Below are 16,887 nucleotides of genomic sequence, written 5' to 3'. Positions count from 1 at the left end.
CCATAATTTATTTGACACCTGTCATAAGATAACATACAATGTTAAACTATGACACACAAATATAAGCCGCGGGATATCGCTAAGGTGTTGGCAGGCGCGCTGGACAACATGCCGGTGGTAGTGCTTACCGGTTTGCGGCAAACCGGGAAAAGCACGTTTTTGTTACACCAAAACGAACTTAAATCCCGTAAATACTACAGTTTTGACGATCTAAACGTGTTGGACGCCGCGCGCCGTAATCCGGAAGAGTTTTTATCGTCACCCCAACCGCTGACAATCGATGAAGCGCAGAAGTTTCCGGAACTTTTGACGTACATCAAACAAAAGGTGGACAAAAACCGCAAACCGGGACAGTTTTTGTTAAGCGGTTCTTCAAACTTTGCGTTACTAAAAAATATTGCGGAAAGCCTGGCAGGGCGGGCTGTGTATTTAACAATGTACCCGTTCTCGCACCGCGAAATTTGCGGGAACGTTAATGCTCCGCCGGTACTCGCACAGTTTTTAGATACCGGCAATTTCCCAAAAAAGGACGTAACAACAATTACCTGGCGGGACGTTATTACCGGCGGGATGCCGACAGTATGTTTGGGCGGTGTAAAGAACCCGGATGTTTGGTTTAAAGGGTATGAACAAACATACGTGGAACGCGACATCCGGTCTTTAAGCCAGGTAGCGGATCTCAGCGCGTTTCGCAACCTTCTGCGGTTGGCTGCGTTCCGTAACACGCAAATACTAAACCAAAGCGAGCTGGCTCGGGACGCTAAGCTTAACGTAATGACAACAATACGGTACGTTTCGTTACTTGAAACTTCGTATCTAATACAGCGGATTCCGCCGTATTTGCGCAACCCGGCTACGCGGCTAATAAAATCGCCAAAGATATATATTACGGACTCCGGGTTAGCAAGTTATTTGACCGGTATGCGGGGGATAGAAAGTTCGCGCCCGTTTTCCGGTGCGTTATGGGAAAGCTATACCGCGCAAAACTTGGCAAGTATTATATCTTCAAATTTACCAAACGCAGAAATTGCGTACTGGAACATCCAGGGACGATATGAAGTGGATTTTATTATAGAAACCGGCGGGCGGACGATTGCTATAGAAGTGAAAAGCGGCAGCCGGTGGCGTACCGAAGACCTTACTGGATTAAAAGCGTATATGAACAATTCACAAAACTGTACTGCCGCGCTCCTGGTATATAACGGAAAAGAAGTGTTGAAGTTGGAAAACAAAATCTGGGCGGTACCAATATCATTGTTACTGAGCTAACCTCAAGTATCACCCCATCTCCTATGCGATTTTCTAATGTGACCAGCTACCACACACTCATAATACGCACATTTGACTTCATAGTGACATAAAACTATAATAGCTATTATCCAGAGAACGGGTACGTGTGTACTTCCGACCAATTTTTGGGGGAATAAACGTTTAATTAAAGGATAAATATGTTATATAAAATCAGCATGCTGTCCAATAACCAGTTTAATTCATATTTGGCACTCCAGGAGGATTATGATTAATAAATATAAAATGAGTATTCTTACAATATTTTGTTTTGTGTTAATAGCATCTAATTTATTTTTAATTTATAAGTGGCGGCAATCAATTCGCTGGATTCCCTACTCTGCTAATAAGAATATTGTGCTAAAAGTTGGGGAACACGGTTATTTGGATTTACCCAAATCTGTAAAAACAAACAAATTAAATTCATTTATTACAGATAGTAAAACAATACAAGTAGAAAAAGATAAAATCACCGCAACTAACCCCGGACATTCTACTATTGTTTTTACAAATACCGAGCCGGTTTATGTGTTTTCAATAGATGTTGAAGCTAATGATCTCTCGAACAGGGATATTAGTATTCAGAAATATAAAGATGAGCAAGAAATACTATCTCAAATACAAGAATTAATAGAAAATGTATTTATAGCAATAAAGTCAAAAGACAGAAACACTGCTTTAAAATACCTTATCAGCGAACGTGAATTCAATATGTTGCCGTATAAAAAAGTATTTTTGTCTTGTGGCTTCAAGAATTATGGAGAATGTTTACTGAAATATGAAGAACATTATAATATTTTATGTAATAAAATGTTGAACTGGTCATTTGAAAATGTGAATCTTGAAAGACAAATTAAACAAAGTATTACTGCGGATAATGATGATTATTATTTAATTATTAGAGATATTTACGCTACTTTTTCAGTAAATGATACCATAAGTAAGATGGATACATTAATTGACATTAAAGCGATAATCGGAATTAAGACAAACGGGAAATATAATTGGAAAATATTGAGATTAAGCTAATCATGAAGCTATGTAGAATTAAAGTAATAAAATATTATTTAACTGTACTAATACTTATATTATCAGGCAATACATACATTCACGCAACTCTATATGCGATATTAAAAACAACTGTTCAAAAGAGTGGTGTTGAGTATTATTCGAACAAGCAAGATGTAGGAATAATAGAAGGAACCAATGTGCGAATAAGAAAAAAACCAAGTATTATAGATTCCGATATAATTGACCACACAAATAAAGGTGATGTGGTTGAAATAATTGACAGGACGGCAGGTAAAGATACGGTAAATAGTACAGAAAACTATTGGTATAAAGTGAAATTAGAAAATCGTAATGAAGGTTGGGTTTTTGGACAGTTTTTAAGGATACAACAATTATCTGAAAATATAACAATACAAGAACAGCTTATTCCACAAACAACACATGATGTAACCCTGAATACAATTAACGGCTTAAAACTAATTATGCAAGCAAACAAAAATGTTTTTGAAACAGACGAGCCTATAGATATTAATCTCACGATAACTAATATGAATAAAGAAATATATCTTAATAAAAATATTAGTCATGGATTGTGTTGCATAACTCTTATTCTATATCCTGGTAAAAAATGTTTTTATCCTTGGGTGAGTAGGGATAAATATGTGTGGCGAATAGAAGATTTTATTAAATTAAATACAAATACTAGCCATATTATTAACTTAACGAGTAATATATTTCAACCGATAAAAATTGGTGAACCAGGAGAGTATCAACTAGTTGGAGGATATACGAATGAAAAATCTAGTTATCAACAAATCAATAATAATGGTATTTTGGAGACTGTAAATCTTAATATTTGGAAGGGCAAAATATATTCAAATATTATTCCAATAAAGGTAATTAAAAAGAAAAAGTAGTTTTACACTGAGTATTGGTGGACGTTGATTTAGTGCATTTATCAAAAGGGACGTTACTGCAACTTAACAATCATCTCCGCGATTTTTTTACGGTAGTCCATTACCACAGAAGGGTCGGTTTTGTTTGCCAACACAGTTTTCACAGCGTCGTCCAACACCTGTTTCGCTTGAACAACCAATTCGGATTTTTGTGACGGTTTTACAGCTTCAAGTTTTTGTATCCGTTCCTTGAGGATGTGCAGATACAAATAATCTTCCAACCCATCCCGCCAGGTTTCCCACCGGCGGCTCGTAACCGGGCTGACGTCGTTTTTATAATCGTCAATGTTATAGATCACCGCAGCGTCTTCCATACCGCCATCAAAAGCGTTCCACGGGTCGCCGCGCCACGAGTTGTATGCCCAGTAGCATACGCCGTCTAACTTCAAGTCCCACGCTATCCACGGTTTCAGCCGGTAATACGATAACGGATTTAATGTTTTACAGTTAGTTGAACAACTATAACACCATACCGGTTTGCCTTTCGCCTGTTGTTGGCGGTAAAACGCTAATATTTTCTCACTCTTTTCACCAGGTTTCTCTAACGATTCAATCCGTGGAATCCAGATGTCTATGTAGGGTTCCATTGCGGTCAACTGGTCGGCTCCTTGATTGCCATCCATCACAGTTATTATATTCGGGTCAATCTCGCGTAGAAACGCGCCGCCTTTAACAACGTTACCCACGTTTTCGCCGGATGCTTCGTCCCATAACTGTACCGCGAAATCGTTGTACCCAATCCCCTGGGTTTTCAAGTATTTAACAAACGCGATAACATAGTTCTTGAACGCGCGTTTCCACTCAGGTCCCATGTACTCCCATTTATTGTTCTTCTCAATACTTCTGTTAACTTCCCTTAAAATTCCGTAACTGTACACGAGATACGCGCCCCGCCCTTTTTTGTAGTTAAGCGCTCCGTTTGAACTAAAATCTACGGTTTTGATAGTCCCGTCGTCGTTAAAGATTGGGACAGGTTGGGACACCAATATTGTATTCACCTTATGCGCAAAAAGGTCATCAACTTGCGCGGAACATTTCGCGTAGTCCCATTGGTACACATTTATCGGCATTTTCGCGGGTAACACAAACGGCCATACGGTAAGTTTAACCTTAACTTTTTTAGTTGGCAACTTAATATCAAACGGTACAACTTTGATTTCGTTTTCGTACACCCCGGGTTTAAGGTTGTGCGTCCTATAATTAAACCACATCTGCTGTGTTTGCTGCGACGGTATTACCACTCTGCCAATCTGGTTAGATATTGGCAACGCATCGGATTCACGGGTGTTGAGCCGCGTATCAACAAACACGATCTCGTGCGTAGTAACAACATCTTTTGTCTGTATTTCTTCTTTGGTTTCCACATTTTTTAGAGGTGAAACCATAACACGTGCGTCAATTTGTGCGCCCGACAAATTTGTTATGTTTACCACTGTGGACTCGTATTCAGACTGCGCGGCATACAACTCTATAATTTCAACATCTTTGATACTATTTGGTAGCGCAGATTCCGAAATTTTCAACATCGGGCTTTTGGTCCATAAAACTATGTTCGACATGTCTATAGTTTTGCATTGTTTTGCCAACTCTTTTGCCGTATCAGTTTTTGCCCATTCTTCTCGTGAAACACCGTTTTGTTGTTCCACCATCCGGTTTAACTCAGACTCGCAATTATCCAACGATTTAGTAATCGGTTCCAAATCTGTTTTTATATCGGATATATTCTTCTGTACCAATGAGTTCATTACACGGCAGGTATTAACAATATCGTAGCTAGGCATTGATTTCAGCGGCACTCGTTGACGGTATATAAGGTTATTCAGTTTAATAGCATACAACGAAAACCATAGCGTGTCATCTGCAGGGTTAGTTATTCCATACCCGGCTTCACTTTCTAACTGTTGATTTGGTTTTAAATTCAACGTTTGTACTGATTTTTGATTAATGTCATCGCCTAATCCGGTATCAACTACTATTTTTAAGCCAACGTTTACCGTGTTTTTGTTTGTTGCCACAAACTTTGCTTTATTGTATCCAATATCCGAATCACTAAATGCGGGAATATCAATAATAACCGGTTGTTTATCGCCAAACTTAACAACTCCGAAGTGTTGCGGGTTATGGAACCCTTCATATGTTGGAGACCATTCGGATAATTCTGCTACTTCTTTTGCATAACGGCTACGAGCAATGTTCAATGCCCAAACGTTATCTGGCACAGGCGGTAATATTCCTAACCCGGTAAAAGGAAGACATATTTCAATTGTCCACCCAGTATCGTTAACCCGGATTTCACTTTGCCAGTCCGCATTCCATGCGGGTACATCGGATTTACCAGAATGTTTCGCGTCATACTTTGTGTTTAAAATGTTTACAACAAAATGGTAGTACACACTCGTATCAGGGTTTGAACTAACAAATATTTCTATAGAATCGTCATTATAAACTGAACCGTCATAGTCTTGTATTTTAGCTTTCGCTACTGCAGTACTGGCCATCGGGTCTTCACAAACGATTGCGAAATACAAGTTATTGTCGTCGTAACACAGTTTCGCAGTAGTTTGTACTTCAGCTGTGGTTGTACCAGATATTGTACAGAACCCTGTGATTGGTTGTACTTCCTGCCAGCAAGTATCGTTAATAACGCCGTCAATCTTAGGCGCAGATTTTGTTTGCCAAACAGTTACGGACGGTTTATAACTTTCGTCCGCTTTGGCAATACCTGTAAACAATATTATTGCTAAAAACATTAACTTCAAAACGGTAATTGCGCGACAGTTTGATTTACACATTTTTACTTTCCTCCAGATAATTATAAATTTGTAAAAACCACCAGGCTTTTGGTTAAATTGTATCACAATTCCTGTTTTTTTTGGGGGTCTACATGTATAACAAATATTAATACGTTACGAAGTTCTTCTTGTGATTCCCGGTATCAGTGTGTTGATAATAAACAGGTTTGAGAGTAAAATATCTAGTAATGGAGGGTTTTTATGTATGAGGTTGTCAGTTAATTCCGGGTTTTATTCTGTCCGGCCGGGGGATATAAGGTTTTCAGTCTTTGAAACACTGGATTTTTGTAAACGTATAGGGTTTAGTGTTATAGATTTCGGGTTACACGGTAGTATATTCACCGGTGAGCATAATGAAGAAACTTTTCTTCATGGGGATAACTGGGAGAAAAATGTTGAACAGATAGTGTTGTATGGAAAAAAACTTGGTTTAGATTTCGCTCAAAGCCATCTTCCGTTTTATGTTTATACCGATCCTGATATAAAGGACAGGGAATTTAAGGAGGAGATGGTGAGAAGGTCGATTATGGCAAGCGCTATGCTTGGCGTGAAATGGGCGGTATTCCATCCCAGTAATGTGCCTTCCACTGATCTTGTTACTTCTAAAAAGGCGGTGAGCGAGTACCTCATTCCTCATATTACCCACGCAACAAGATTAGGGGTGGGGATAGCTATAGAAAATACGCTTTCAGTAGGTTTTACTGAAGAAAAGCATCGGTATTGCTCAACTGCAGAGGAATTATGCGATCTTACGGATACGCTTAAAACAGGGATATGCTGGGATACCGGGCATTCAAATATTACAGGAAGGGATCAGGTGAAGGAATTACGGACGGTAGGCAATCGGCTTAAGGTTTTGCATATAAACGATAACTTTGGGCAGAGTGATGCGCATACAGCGCCTTTCATCGGGAAGGTTAAGTGGAGAAAGATTATGGAAACTCTTGATGAGATAGGGTATGAAGGCGATTTTAATTTTGAAGTATCCGTTGCAGGTATTCCAGTAGAACTGCGTGAGGAGCACGCGAAATATCTTATTGCTACCGGAAGGTATTTATTAGGTATAAAGGATAGTATAAAGTGAAAAATTATATTTGCGAAAGAAAAACTAGCCGTAATGTTGTACCGATAAAACTAGAATACGATGTCGTTGTGGTTGGCGGCGGGATCAGTGGCATCTGCGCGGCTATCAGCGCGGCAAGAGGCGGGGTTAAAACCGCTATTATTCACGAACGCAGCGTGTTCGGCGGGAATGCAAGTTCTGAGATCAGGATGCATATCTGCGGCGCGTCCTGTCACTGGGGGAAGAAAGACGCTGTCGAAACCGGTATCGTATCCGAAATCGTGCTTGAGAATAAAAAGCGTAACGATAGTTTCAATTATTCCATCTGGGACTCGGTACTATGGGAAAAAGTTAAGTACTGCAACAATTTGGATATGTATTTAAACACCTGCATGAATTCGGTGGAGTCGGACGGCGAAAAGGTGCGGGCCATTACCTGCTATCAGTCAACGACAGAAACTACGTATGAACTTACCGCTGAAGTATATATCGATTGTACCGGCCATGGTACGCTTGGGTACAACGCGGGTGCGGAATACAGAATCGGGTGTGAGAGCAAACATGAGTTCAACGAACCTGACGCACCTGAAAAAGTTAACGGTTATACCATGGGTAACACGCTTATGTTTTGTGCGCGTGACACGGGGCATCCTGTAAAGTTTGACGCGCCGTTTTGGGCGCATAAGTTTGACGAGGACGACCTCAAACATCGCCCGCATGGCGACATTATTGTTTACCACACTGCCGACGATGTTGTGATTCTACCTGCAGGAACAAAATTTGAAAGCGTGACAAAAGAACTTGTCGAAAAATATGATGTCCGGTCAGGATATTGGTGGATTGAAATCGGGGGTGACTGGGACGATATCATTGGCCAGGCGGAAGAAATTCGCGATGAATTATATAAATGTGTTTACGGTATTTGGGGCCATATAAAAAACTATGGGGATCACGGTGCTGTGAATTACGAACTCACGTGGATCAGCGCGGTGCCCGGGATTAGGGAAAGCCGCAGGCTAGTAGGTGATTATATCCTGACTCAGCACGATATTTATAAGCATACCGAGCATAAGGACGGTGTTGCATACGGCGGATGGCCGATGGATGAACATACGCCTGGAGGGCTTTATGGTAAAGGCATGATTCCTTCCCGTGTGATAAGTTTCACCGGGCTTTATAGTATACCCTACGGCTGTTTTTGTTCAAGGAATATCAACAATCTTATGATGGCGGGACGAAATATCAGCGCGACCAAACTCGGGATGAGTTCCACAAGAGTGATGGGCACTTGCGCGGTTGGTGCACAGGCGGTGGGAACCGCTGCTGCGATGGCGGTACAACACAACTGTACTCCTCGGGAAATCGGGAAAATGTATATAAACGAGTTACGGCAGCAGCTTTTGAAGGAGGATTGTTTTATCCCGGGGTGTAGAAATGAAGATAAAGGCGATTATGCACGTACGGCAAAAGTGAGCGCTAGTTCGTATCTCAAAGGAAGTGAACCCGAGAAAGTTGTTAACGGTATTTCCAGAAATGTCAAAGATGAGAATAACTGCTGGGAGTCGGACGGTATTTCAAAAAACGGGGAAATATTGACGCTTGCGTTTGAAAAACCTGTGGCCTTGAGTCAAGTTCGGATAACTTTTGACCCGAACCTGTCAGAAGAAAAAGTTATATCTATCTCACACGCTTTTATTGAGAAAGAACGAAAAGGCGTCCCGCCGGAACTTGTGCGCGATTTTACATTGAAAATTGTCAGTGGTGATAATACGGTGTATGAACAAAATTTCAAGGGGAATTATCAAAGACACGTGGTTATTGATTTACCAAAAAAGGTGGATGCAGATAAAATCTGTGTACATATACACGCTACAAACGGGTACCTGAACGCAAAAGTGTTTGAAGTCAGGGCTTATTAATTGACTTCCTATCGGAAAGGTTAATATACTATTAGTACTATGAAAACATTACTTCTCAAAAACGCAACAGTAGTTACGATGGATTCCAAACGCCGGGTACTGACAAACGCCGATGTGTATATCGAGGATAACCTTATCCGCAAGATAGGTAAGCGTATTACAGGTAAAGCCGCCGACAAAACAATCGACTGTACCGGCAAAACCGTGATTCCCGGGTTTGTACAAACGCACATACATTTATGCCAAACACTTTTCCGCGGGATGGCGGAAGAAGCTGAACTACTAGTATGGCTGCGTGAACGCGTATGGCCGTTAGAGGCGATGCATACACCTGAAACGTTATACACCACAGCGTTACTGGGCATCGCGGAGCTTGTCCGCAGCGGGACAACGTGTATTCTTGATATGGGAACGGTTAATCATACTAGCTCGGTGTTTGAAGCGGTAAAAAGTTCAGGGATCCGCGCTACCGTCGGGAATGCAATGATGGATACCGGCGATGGTATACCTGCAGGGCTTAAGCAGGAGACGGAATGGTGTATCCGTACAAGCATGGATTTATTTAAAGCATGGCATAATACCGTGGATCAGCGGATTAGGTACGCGTTCACCCCGAGGTTCGCGCTTAGCTGCAGCCAGGAGTTGATACGTAAAGCTGTATATTTCGCGAAAGAAAACGGGGTGGTGATACATACGCATGCGTCTGAGAATTATAATGAAACAAATATTGTTAAAACATTATCCGGCGGGAAAGGGAATGTTGAGTATCTTCACTCCCTGGGGGTGCTGACTAATAAAACCGTACTCGCGCATTGTGTGTGGTTAAATGATAACGAGTATAATTTGTTGAACAGTACCGGCGCAAGTGTTGCGCATTGCCCGTCATCAAATCTTAAACTCGGGTCCGGGATCGCGTCTACCCGCAGGATGAAGGATGCCGGGATTAATGTAACCATAGGTACGGATGGCGCGCCGTGTAACAACAACCTCAACGTGTTAACAGAACTACGTATCGCGGGCTTACTAGCGAGGTATAAGGATATTACGCATATACTGTCCTCGCGTGAGGTTATGGAACTCGCTACCGTTAATGGTGCGAAGGCGTTGGGGATTGCAAATGAAGTTGGGAGCATTGAGGTTGGGAAACACGCGGATGTTGTGGTTTTAAATTTAAACAAGCCAAATACTGTACCGTACCGCGTAGAAGATGTATACTCTGCGATAGTATATTCCGCTGGAGCGGAGAACGTTGATACCACGATTATTGACGGTAAAGTTGTGTATAATAACGGTAAAGTGTTAACAATAAACGAGACAGATGTTACTGCTTCAGCAATGCGGTTTGCAAAAAGGTTTTATGATAAGGTAAAAAAAAGTAAAAAAGGTTAATCAGGTTATTATGTCAAAAGTGATCATAGATTTAAGTATTGCCGGGGGTAAGGCAGCGGTTGGGTTGGCGGAACAGGAACTTACCCGCGCGATTGAGAGTAAGGGCGAGGCACAGAAGGTTGAGTTCCCCGATACCGCGTTTTATTTTCCCGTATCCTATGCTTTGTTTGGGCTGGAAGTAAAAACGTTGGGTGATGCAAAAAAAGCTGTTGCACTTGCAAAAGGTAAGATTGAGGGCATACCTATAACTGACCCCGGGCTGGGTGATGCGTTATCCGCAGGGACGGCGACATTGATTTCAGCGGAAGTTATTGCGGGCTTACGGTACTTATACGGTACTGAACCGCAAAACGGGTGTGAAGGTTTTTTTAGTGATACAATCCTCCGGACTTTAGGGATACAGCTTGTCGACGGGAGGTTACCGGGTTTTGCTGCTATCCTCGGTGCTGCACCGGATAATAAGGCAGCGGTTGCGTTGGTGAGGGATTACCAACAACATAATGTCCTGATGTTCGTCGGCGGGGAAACTAATGGCAGGTCAATCATTGATCAGCTTATCGAAGAAAAGGTTGAGTTGGGCTGGGATAATTATATTGTTCCCTTCGGGCGTGATACTGTATCAGCGATTTATCCGATTAACTGGGCAATCCGCGGTGCAATGACGTTCGGCGGGGTAAAACCCGGGAATGCGGAGAAGTGTTTGGAGTACACAAAAAACCGTGTACTCGCTGTGGTGAATACGCTTGGCGCGGTGGATGCTTTAAAGGTAGCAGCGGGTGCCGGAGCGTTGACCCTGGGGTTCCCGATAATCGCGGATACTGAAGTTCCGGAAGTCGGGGAGTTGATAGTAAAAGAACTCGACCACCGCAAAATTGTGCAAAGGTCAGTTGAACTCCGGGGGATAAAGAGTAAAATCGCGAAGGTTGATGCGCCGGTAGCGGTCTCCGCTGCGTTTGAAGGCGAACGTGTCCGCCGGGAACAAACACGGGTGGAGTTCGGTGGAAAGTACTCAAAAGCGTTTGAGTGGTTGATAACAAAAACAATGGCCGAAGTTGAGGATGGGCGTGTAGAAGTCATTGGCCCGGATGTCGATACCGTACCTGAAGGGACAGCGTTGCCGCTGGGGATTGTCGTGGAAGTAGCGGGACGCAAGATGTTACCCGAGTTTGAACCCATACTTGAACGCCAGATTCATCATTTCCTAAGTTTTGCGATGGGTGTATTTCATATGGGCCAGCGAAACATGATCTGGGTGAGGATAAGCAAGGATACATATGCCGCGGGGTTCAGGCTGGTACATTTTGGAAAAATATTACACGCAATGATGCTTGACCATTTTCCTGCGCTTGTGGATAAAGTACAGGTAAAAATTATTACTAACCTGCAGGAAGTTGAAAAATTAAGCGTTCTCGCGAATAAGGCCTATGATGAACGTGACCGCCGGATTGCAGGCCTTACCGACGATAAAGTTGACCTTTTTTATTCGTGTACGTTATGCCAGAGTTATGCGCCAAATCATGTGTGCGTTATCACACCGGAAAAACTTGGACTCTGCGGGGCGTATAACTGGCTTGATGGGAAAGCAGCGTATGAGATTAATCCCAAGGGTATGAACCAGCCAATAAATAAAGGTAGTCAGCTTGACACTGTTAAAGGCGAATGGTCAGGGGTTAATGAATTTGTGTTTAACGCATCAAATAAAACGTTGGAACGCTTCTGTAACTACGGGATCATGGAATTTCCTACAACTTCCTGCGGGTGTTTTGAGTGTGTCATCGCGATCCTACCGGAATGTAACGGCGTGATGATAGTTAACCGCGGGTATACAGGAATGACACCCGTGGGGATGACCTTTACGCAGCTTGCGGGTAGTGTCGGCGGGGGTGCGCAAACCCCTGGGTTTCTCGGTGTGGGTAAGTTGTATATTACCAGCAAAAAATTTCTTGTTCCTGAAGGCGGCCTTCACCGTATTGTATGGATGACAAAAGAGTTGAAGGATGCGTTAGACGGGCGGCTACGGGAGAGAGCGAATGAAATCGGGGATCCTGGGTTTATCGATAAAATAGCGGATGAGTCCGTTACCACAGATATTACTGCGCTTGTGGAGTACTTACAGAAAAACGGGCATCCTGCGCTTAAAATGGCATCGATTATATAAGCCAAACGAAGCCTGTTCTCCTGAGAGGTTCGATTCCCCTCACCTCCACTTTTTCTTCCATCGTGTATTGATTTCTATTTTGACATTCCACAGACATTTGATTGTATCCTTAAGTTTTGATATATTATCAAAGGAGGCTTAACAAATAATGAAATCAAGAACAGTATTTCTATTATTGGCTACTTTTGTATTTAGCAATATTCCTTTATACGCAAATTCTCCAAACAAAGAAGAATATGTATTCAACTCCATTCCTTTACAAGAAAAAACCTATTTTAATTACAGTATTATTCCCGGGTATTACACAATATTTAATAATATTGACAACCCTGAAAGTTCTGTGTTTATAAGTAAAACTCCTACTCCTGACCAACTAAGCGATTTTGCTACAAATCAGCCTTCTTATAATTGGATAATTACCAAAAAGCGCGAAGCCATTAAAGGAATTGTTCTTAAGCAAAAAGTTATTTCCAGGAGTGATGTTCAATGGAGTTTTTCTGTTATAGATCTTATAAATCAAACACATAAGGAGTTCCCACTCAAGATTGAGAATCTACACATTACTGAACACCGTTCTCTTGAACTCAGGTATGGAAAAGATATGGTAAACAAACCTTTGCTAGAATCGGATAAACGAATATCTCTTGCTTTCCCGTTATTTGGTAAGACAAAATACAGTATTTTGCCGTACAAATACATTTATGCCAAGCTTATTGACTTTATAGACTCTAAAGAATTGTATAAATCTACAATAAATATTAAGGACATAGAATACAAAAACGATGAAAATGAAAGGGTAGATACAAAAGATACAGTATGTGATTCATACTTGTTAGAAGACAAGAAAGTGCAAGTAAAATTCTATGATCCACTTTTAAATATCAGCACTCGATTTCCTTCATTTAAAATTGATGACGAAACAATTGAGGACAAAGAAAAAGCCAAAATGTTGAACGATTATGTTCACAATTCAGCAATATATTTGTTTTCTGTTTATGACGGCAATGGGCAGGTATTTAAGCATTTCTGTCTCAGAGGAAATCCAGAAGTTACGGATACAGCATTTTTCTTTAAAATCGATATTATCTCCAACAAAATAAGAACGCCTTTTAATCCAAATACAGATAGTTATGAACAATATATTGAAAAAACTATCGATACGTTAAACTTACGTGGGTCAACATTATTCGAGCATATGGCTGCGTTCAACAAACCGGAAGAAAAACAAGTCATAGGCAATGGAATACTGTTTCTAGGGTACTATATGAGAGTCTTACCCTATTCCGAAGTGAAACAGCAGATGAATCAAATTATCCAAAAAGAGACAGGTAAATCGCAATAAGAATATTATGGAACGTTTATATTTTGTTAATTTTCACATATAACGAGATAAAAATTACACACTCTGTCCCATAAACCATGTTCTGATGGCATCCAATCCTAGGTAATTCTTTAAGTTTTTACTTAATAGATATACTTGACAACAAAACCTTCTATATTGTAATATCGTTCATATAAAGAACGGATATCGTTCTGTGTATGAGGAGGTTTATGGCAATACCGAATTATCGTACCCGCTGGATTAGCAAAATACTAGAACCTGCTACAAAAAGTTTCAAGGTGGTAGTTCTCACTGGTGCGCGTCAAACTGGGAAAACCACGTTTCTGCAGAACGAGCCAATATTCTCCGGTTGGCATTATCTTACACTAGACGATTATAACGTATTAGAACAATCGCAGAATGATCCGCAAAGTTTATGGTATTCTCATGACAAGGTGATAATAGATGAAGCGCAGAAATCGCCGGGAATACTGTCAGCAATAAAACTTGAGGTGGACCGCCATCCCGGTAAACGGTTTGTATTATCCGGTTCAGCAAACTTGCTATTAATGCGGAGCGTATCAGAAAGTTTGGCAGGCCGCGCGGTATATTTCAAACTAAACCCTATGTCATTAGGCGAAATTCATCGGGATAAGTATGTCAATACCGTTGAAACCCTTTTCTCTGTTAAACTTCCACAAAAAGGACGGGTAAAACGTAAAACTCAAGTTACAGATTACCTGTTAAACGGCTTTGTTCCGCCGTTGATAAACAGTGAAAAAGTAACTGGGGGAGTAACGAATTGGTGGAACGGGTATGTTTCAACATATTTAGAACGCGACCTCCGCGCGTTGTCACAGGTGGACTCGTTGGTAGATTTCAGGAGGTTAATGCAGATATTAGCATTACGTACGGGAACTGTGTTGAACCGTGCAAACGTTGCGCGTGATGCCGGGCTCAGCCGTCCTACCACCACACGGTATATAAACTTGCTCGAAGTGTCAAACATTATAGAACTTATCCCGGGATATTATAATAACCGTTCCAAACGCGTAGTAAAATCTCCGAAGTTGTACTGGTTCGACCCTGGGATTGGCGTATTTCTCAGCGGGATTTATGATGAGAATGAACTTAAAGACTCTAAAGAATACGGCGCGTTTTTTGAGTCAATGGTTTATCATCACCTGAGGATATATACTGAACTTCTTACGCCGCCTGGAAAACTATTTTTTTGGCGGACCGAGTACGGTGATGAAGTAGATTTTGTAATACAGCACGGAACTAAGTTACTGGCGGTGAAAGTCAAGCTTACAAAACAGGTAGGGTATAACGACACCCAGGGATTGCGGCAGTTTATGCGTATTTTCCCGGAAACAGTTGTTGGTGTGTTGGTGTATACTGGCGAAAAAGTGGTACAGCTGGATGATAAGATTATTGCGGTGCCTTGGGATTTATTATAAATTGGTGCATACTGAGCCTGTACAAATTACTATTAAAAAATAATATAATACTATAATCAGATGTTAAGAAAACATTCGTACTTTTGGAGGGCTCGACAATGTTGAATCGCTTGTTTTTTTGTTACGTACTAACCGCGCTGTTATTTTGTATTCCTGATACCGGCTACAGCCAACCCGCTGCAACACCATCCGCGACCGCTCCGGAGAACACGGTACAACCTGCAGCAGTTGCAGCTGTTGAACCGGGTAAAGACCAGATTGCTATACTTGACGTTATTTCTGCGTCGTTAAACATGGAACCCGGCAAACTCTCGATCCTCACCGACGTGTTTAGGACCGAAATATTTAAACTCAACCTCTTCAAAGTCCTGGACCGCAGCTATATCGAAAAAATATTGAACGAACAGAAGTTAAGCATGAGCGGCGTGATAAAAGAATCCAACTTCTTAAAAATCGGGCAGTTGCTGGCGGTAGAAAAACTGTTTATCTGTACAATAGAACGGTTCGGCAGCACGCTAGCGGTTAACGTACGTATAATCAACGTCGAAACGTCGCTCGTGGATTATACCGAAAACGTGTTTATCAAAGACGAAAATATGCTTTTCAACGCGTTAAAAGAAATTGTGAAGAATATAGAACTGTACTACAAAGTCCGAGGTACCGCGAATCAACCACAGAACGTAGAGGAACGCCAAAAAACGAAATGGATATTTTTAGGCGCGACCGACACAGAGCTCAGCCAGTTGATTGAACACAAAATAGAACCGGAAAAGTTTTTGGACATCCGCCAGTACGACATCTCGTTTTCATTAACCGAATTTCTTAACGCCTACAACAAAGGCTGGGATTTTGAAGTTATCAAAACGTTCTTACGCAGCGGTATTTCGTATGAAGATACAAAAAAGGCGTTGGGGTTCGGCATCCTTAATTTGGACAGTTTTAACCAGCAATTCCGCCCCGCCGGTTTCAAGTTCGACGAGTATTTAGAAGCATACTCTAAACATCTCACAACGTCAGAAGAATACAAAGATTACCGTAAAGGATTTAAAAAAGACGGGTTGGCATACGGTTTAGGCGGTGTTGCAAACAGTATCCCGATTGCGAACTCAGACTTCAAATTTCCGTTGTTAGTATTTAACTGGGAACATTTTTTGACGGAATTCCAGCGCGGTTCGTTCAAACGCAGCGTCGACGTCGGCATGTTTTTGTTTAACGGCATCGCGCCAGCGCCGTATTCGCAGTACAACTGGTACATGGGCGAATACCCGTTTTACTTCAAGACCGGCGCAGGTTTAGTTGCCGAACTTTTTCTGGGTGGCCACGTTGGCGCGTATATTCACATGGGGGTAGAGGTAAAAGAAAAGTACGAGTTCAGCGTTATCATAGCACTATTAGGTACACAACCCGGGGTGTCGTATACCGACTTTAAATCCAAACCCGGCGACCCAAAGTATGTCGGGATCACGTACCCGTACTGCGCCGCAGCACTAAAGTTTAAATAATTCTTGGTAATATTCAGAAAAGAGGAACG

The 16,887-nt window shown here is 41.6% G+C and carries 11 protein-coding genes; 10 read left to right on the top strand and 1 reads right to left on the bottom strand.

The genetic code is table 11. The features are described 5' to 3' along the window. The first annotated feature begins 48 nt into the window (after positions 1-48). The 3 genes from WC955_03125 to WC955_03115 all read left to right on the top strand — a co-directional run bounded on the left by WC955_03125 (position 49) and on the right by WC955_03115 (position 3,215). Positions 49-1,269 (top strand): ATP-binding protein, encoded by a 1,221-nt coding sequence (locus WC955_03125; protein MFA5858040.1) that lies wholly within the window; start codon positions 49-51, stop codon positions 1,267-1,269. A 246-nt stretch (positions 1,270-1,515) separates the two neighbouring features. Then, positions 1,516-2,316 carry a hypothetical protein gene (locus WC955_03120; GenBank protein MFA5858039.1) on the top strand — a complete coding sequence of 267 codons (801 nt, stop codon included), beginning with the start codon at positions 1,516-1,518 and terminating at the stop codon, positions 2,314-2,316. Next, positions 2,292-3,215, top strand: a complete 924-nt coding sequence (locus tag WC955_03115) for an SH3 domain-containing protein (protein ID MFA5858038.1) — start codon at positions 2,292-2,294, stop codon at positions 3,213-3,215. Before WC955_03120 ends, WC955_03115 begins: the two co-directional genes overlap by 25 nt. A 53-nt stretch (positions 3,216-3,268) precedes the next feature. Here WC955_03115 and WC955_03110 read toward each other — a convergent pair whose 3' ends face one another. Further along, entirely contained in the window at positions 3,269-6,046 is a 2,778-nt protein-coding gene (locus WC955_03110; GenBank protein ID MFA5858037.1) for a sugar-binding protein, read from the bottom strand. Positions 6,047-6,251: 205 nt separating this feature from the next. Between WC955_03110 and WC955_03105 the strand changes: the two genes are divergently transcribed. The 7 genes from WC955_03105 (at position 6,252) to WC955_03075 (ending at position 16,858) form a co-directional block, all read left to right on the top strand. Beyond that, on the top strand, positions 6,252-7,130 hold the full coding sequence (locus WC955_03105) for a sugar phosphate isomerase/epimerase (GenBank protein MFA5858036.1): 879 nt from the start codon (positions 6,252-6,254) through the stop codon (positions 7,128-7,130). Next, the gene (locus WC955_03100; GenBank protein ID MFA5858035.1) at positions 7,127-9,028 is read left to right on the top strand and encodes an FAD-dependent oxidoreductase; all 1,902 of its coding nucleotides are present in this window, start codon (positions 7,127-7,129) and stop codon (positions 9,026-9,028) included. The genes WC955_03105 and WC955_03100 overlap by 4 nt, the downstream gene beginning before the upstream one ends. A 39-nt stretch (positions 9,029-9,067) precedes the next feature. Next, on the top strand, positions 9,068-10,417 hold the full coding sequence (locus tag WC955_03095; GenBank protein MFA5858034.1) for a 5'-deoxyadenosine deaminase: 1,350 nt from the start codon (positions 9,068-9,070) through the stop codon (positions 10,415-10,417). A gap of 10 nt (positions 10,418-10,427) precedes the next feature. Continuing rightward, complete coding sequence (gene acsB, locus WC955_03090; GenBank protein MFA5858033.1) at positions 10,428-12,575, top strand: acetyl-CoA decarbonylase/synthase complex subunit alpha/beta; 2,148 nt, start codon at positions 10,428-10,430, stop codon at positions 12,573-12,575. Between the two features lie 148 nt (positions 12,576-12,723). After that, positions 12,724-13,917 carry a hypothetical protein gene (locus WC955_03085; protein MFA5858032.1) on the top strand — a complete coding sequence of 398 codons (1,194 nt, stop codon included), beginning with the start codon at positions 12,724-12,726 and terminating at the stop codon, positions 13,915-13,917. 209 nt (positions 13,918-14,126) lie between these two features. Next, positions 14,127-15,356, top strand: a complete 1,230-nt coding sequence (locus WC955_03080; GenBank protein ID MFA5858031.1) for an ATP-binding protein — start codon at positions 14,127-14,129, stop codon at positions 15,354-15,356. A 98-nt stretch (positions 15,357-15,454) separates the two neighbouring features. Beyond that, a complete protein-coding gene (locus WC955_03075; GenBank protein ID MFA5858030.1) occupies positions 15,455-16,858 on the top strand; it encodes a CsgG/HfaB family protein in 1,404 nt (467 codons plus the stop codon). Positions 16,859-16,887 lie beyond the last annotated feature (29 nt).

The sequence above is a fragment of the Elusimicrobiota bacterium genome, from assembly GCA_041658405.1.
GTDB lineage: Bacteria > Elusimicrobiota > UBA5214 > JBBAAG01 > JBBAAG01 > JBBAAG01.
The sequence above is the reverse complement of the archived record's forward strand: the minus strand, read 5'-3'. Positions and strand labels throughout refer to the sequence as shown.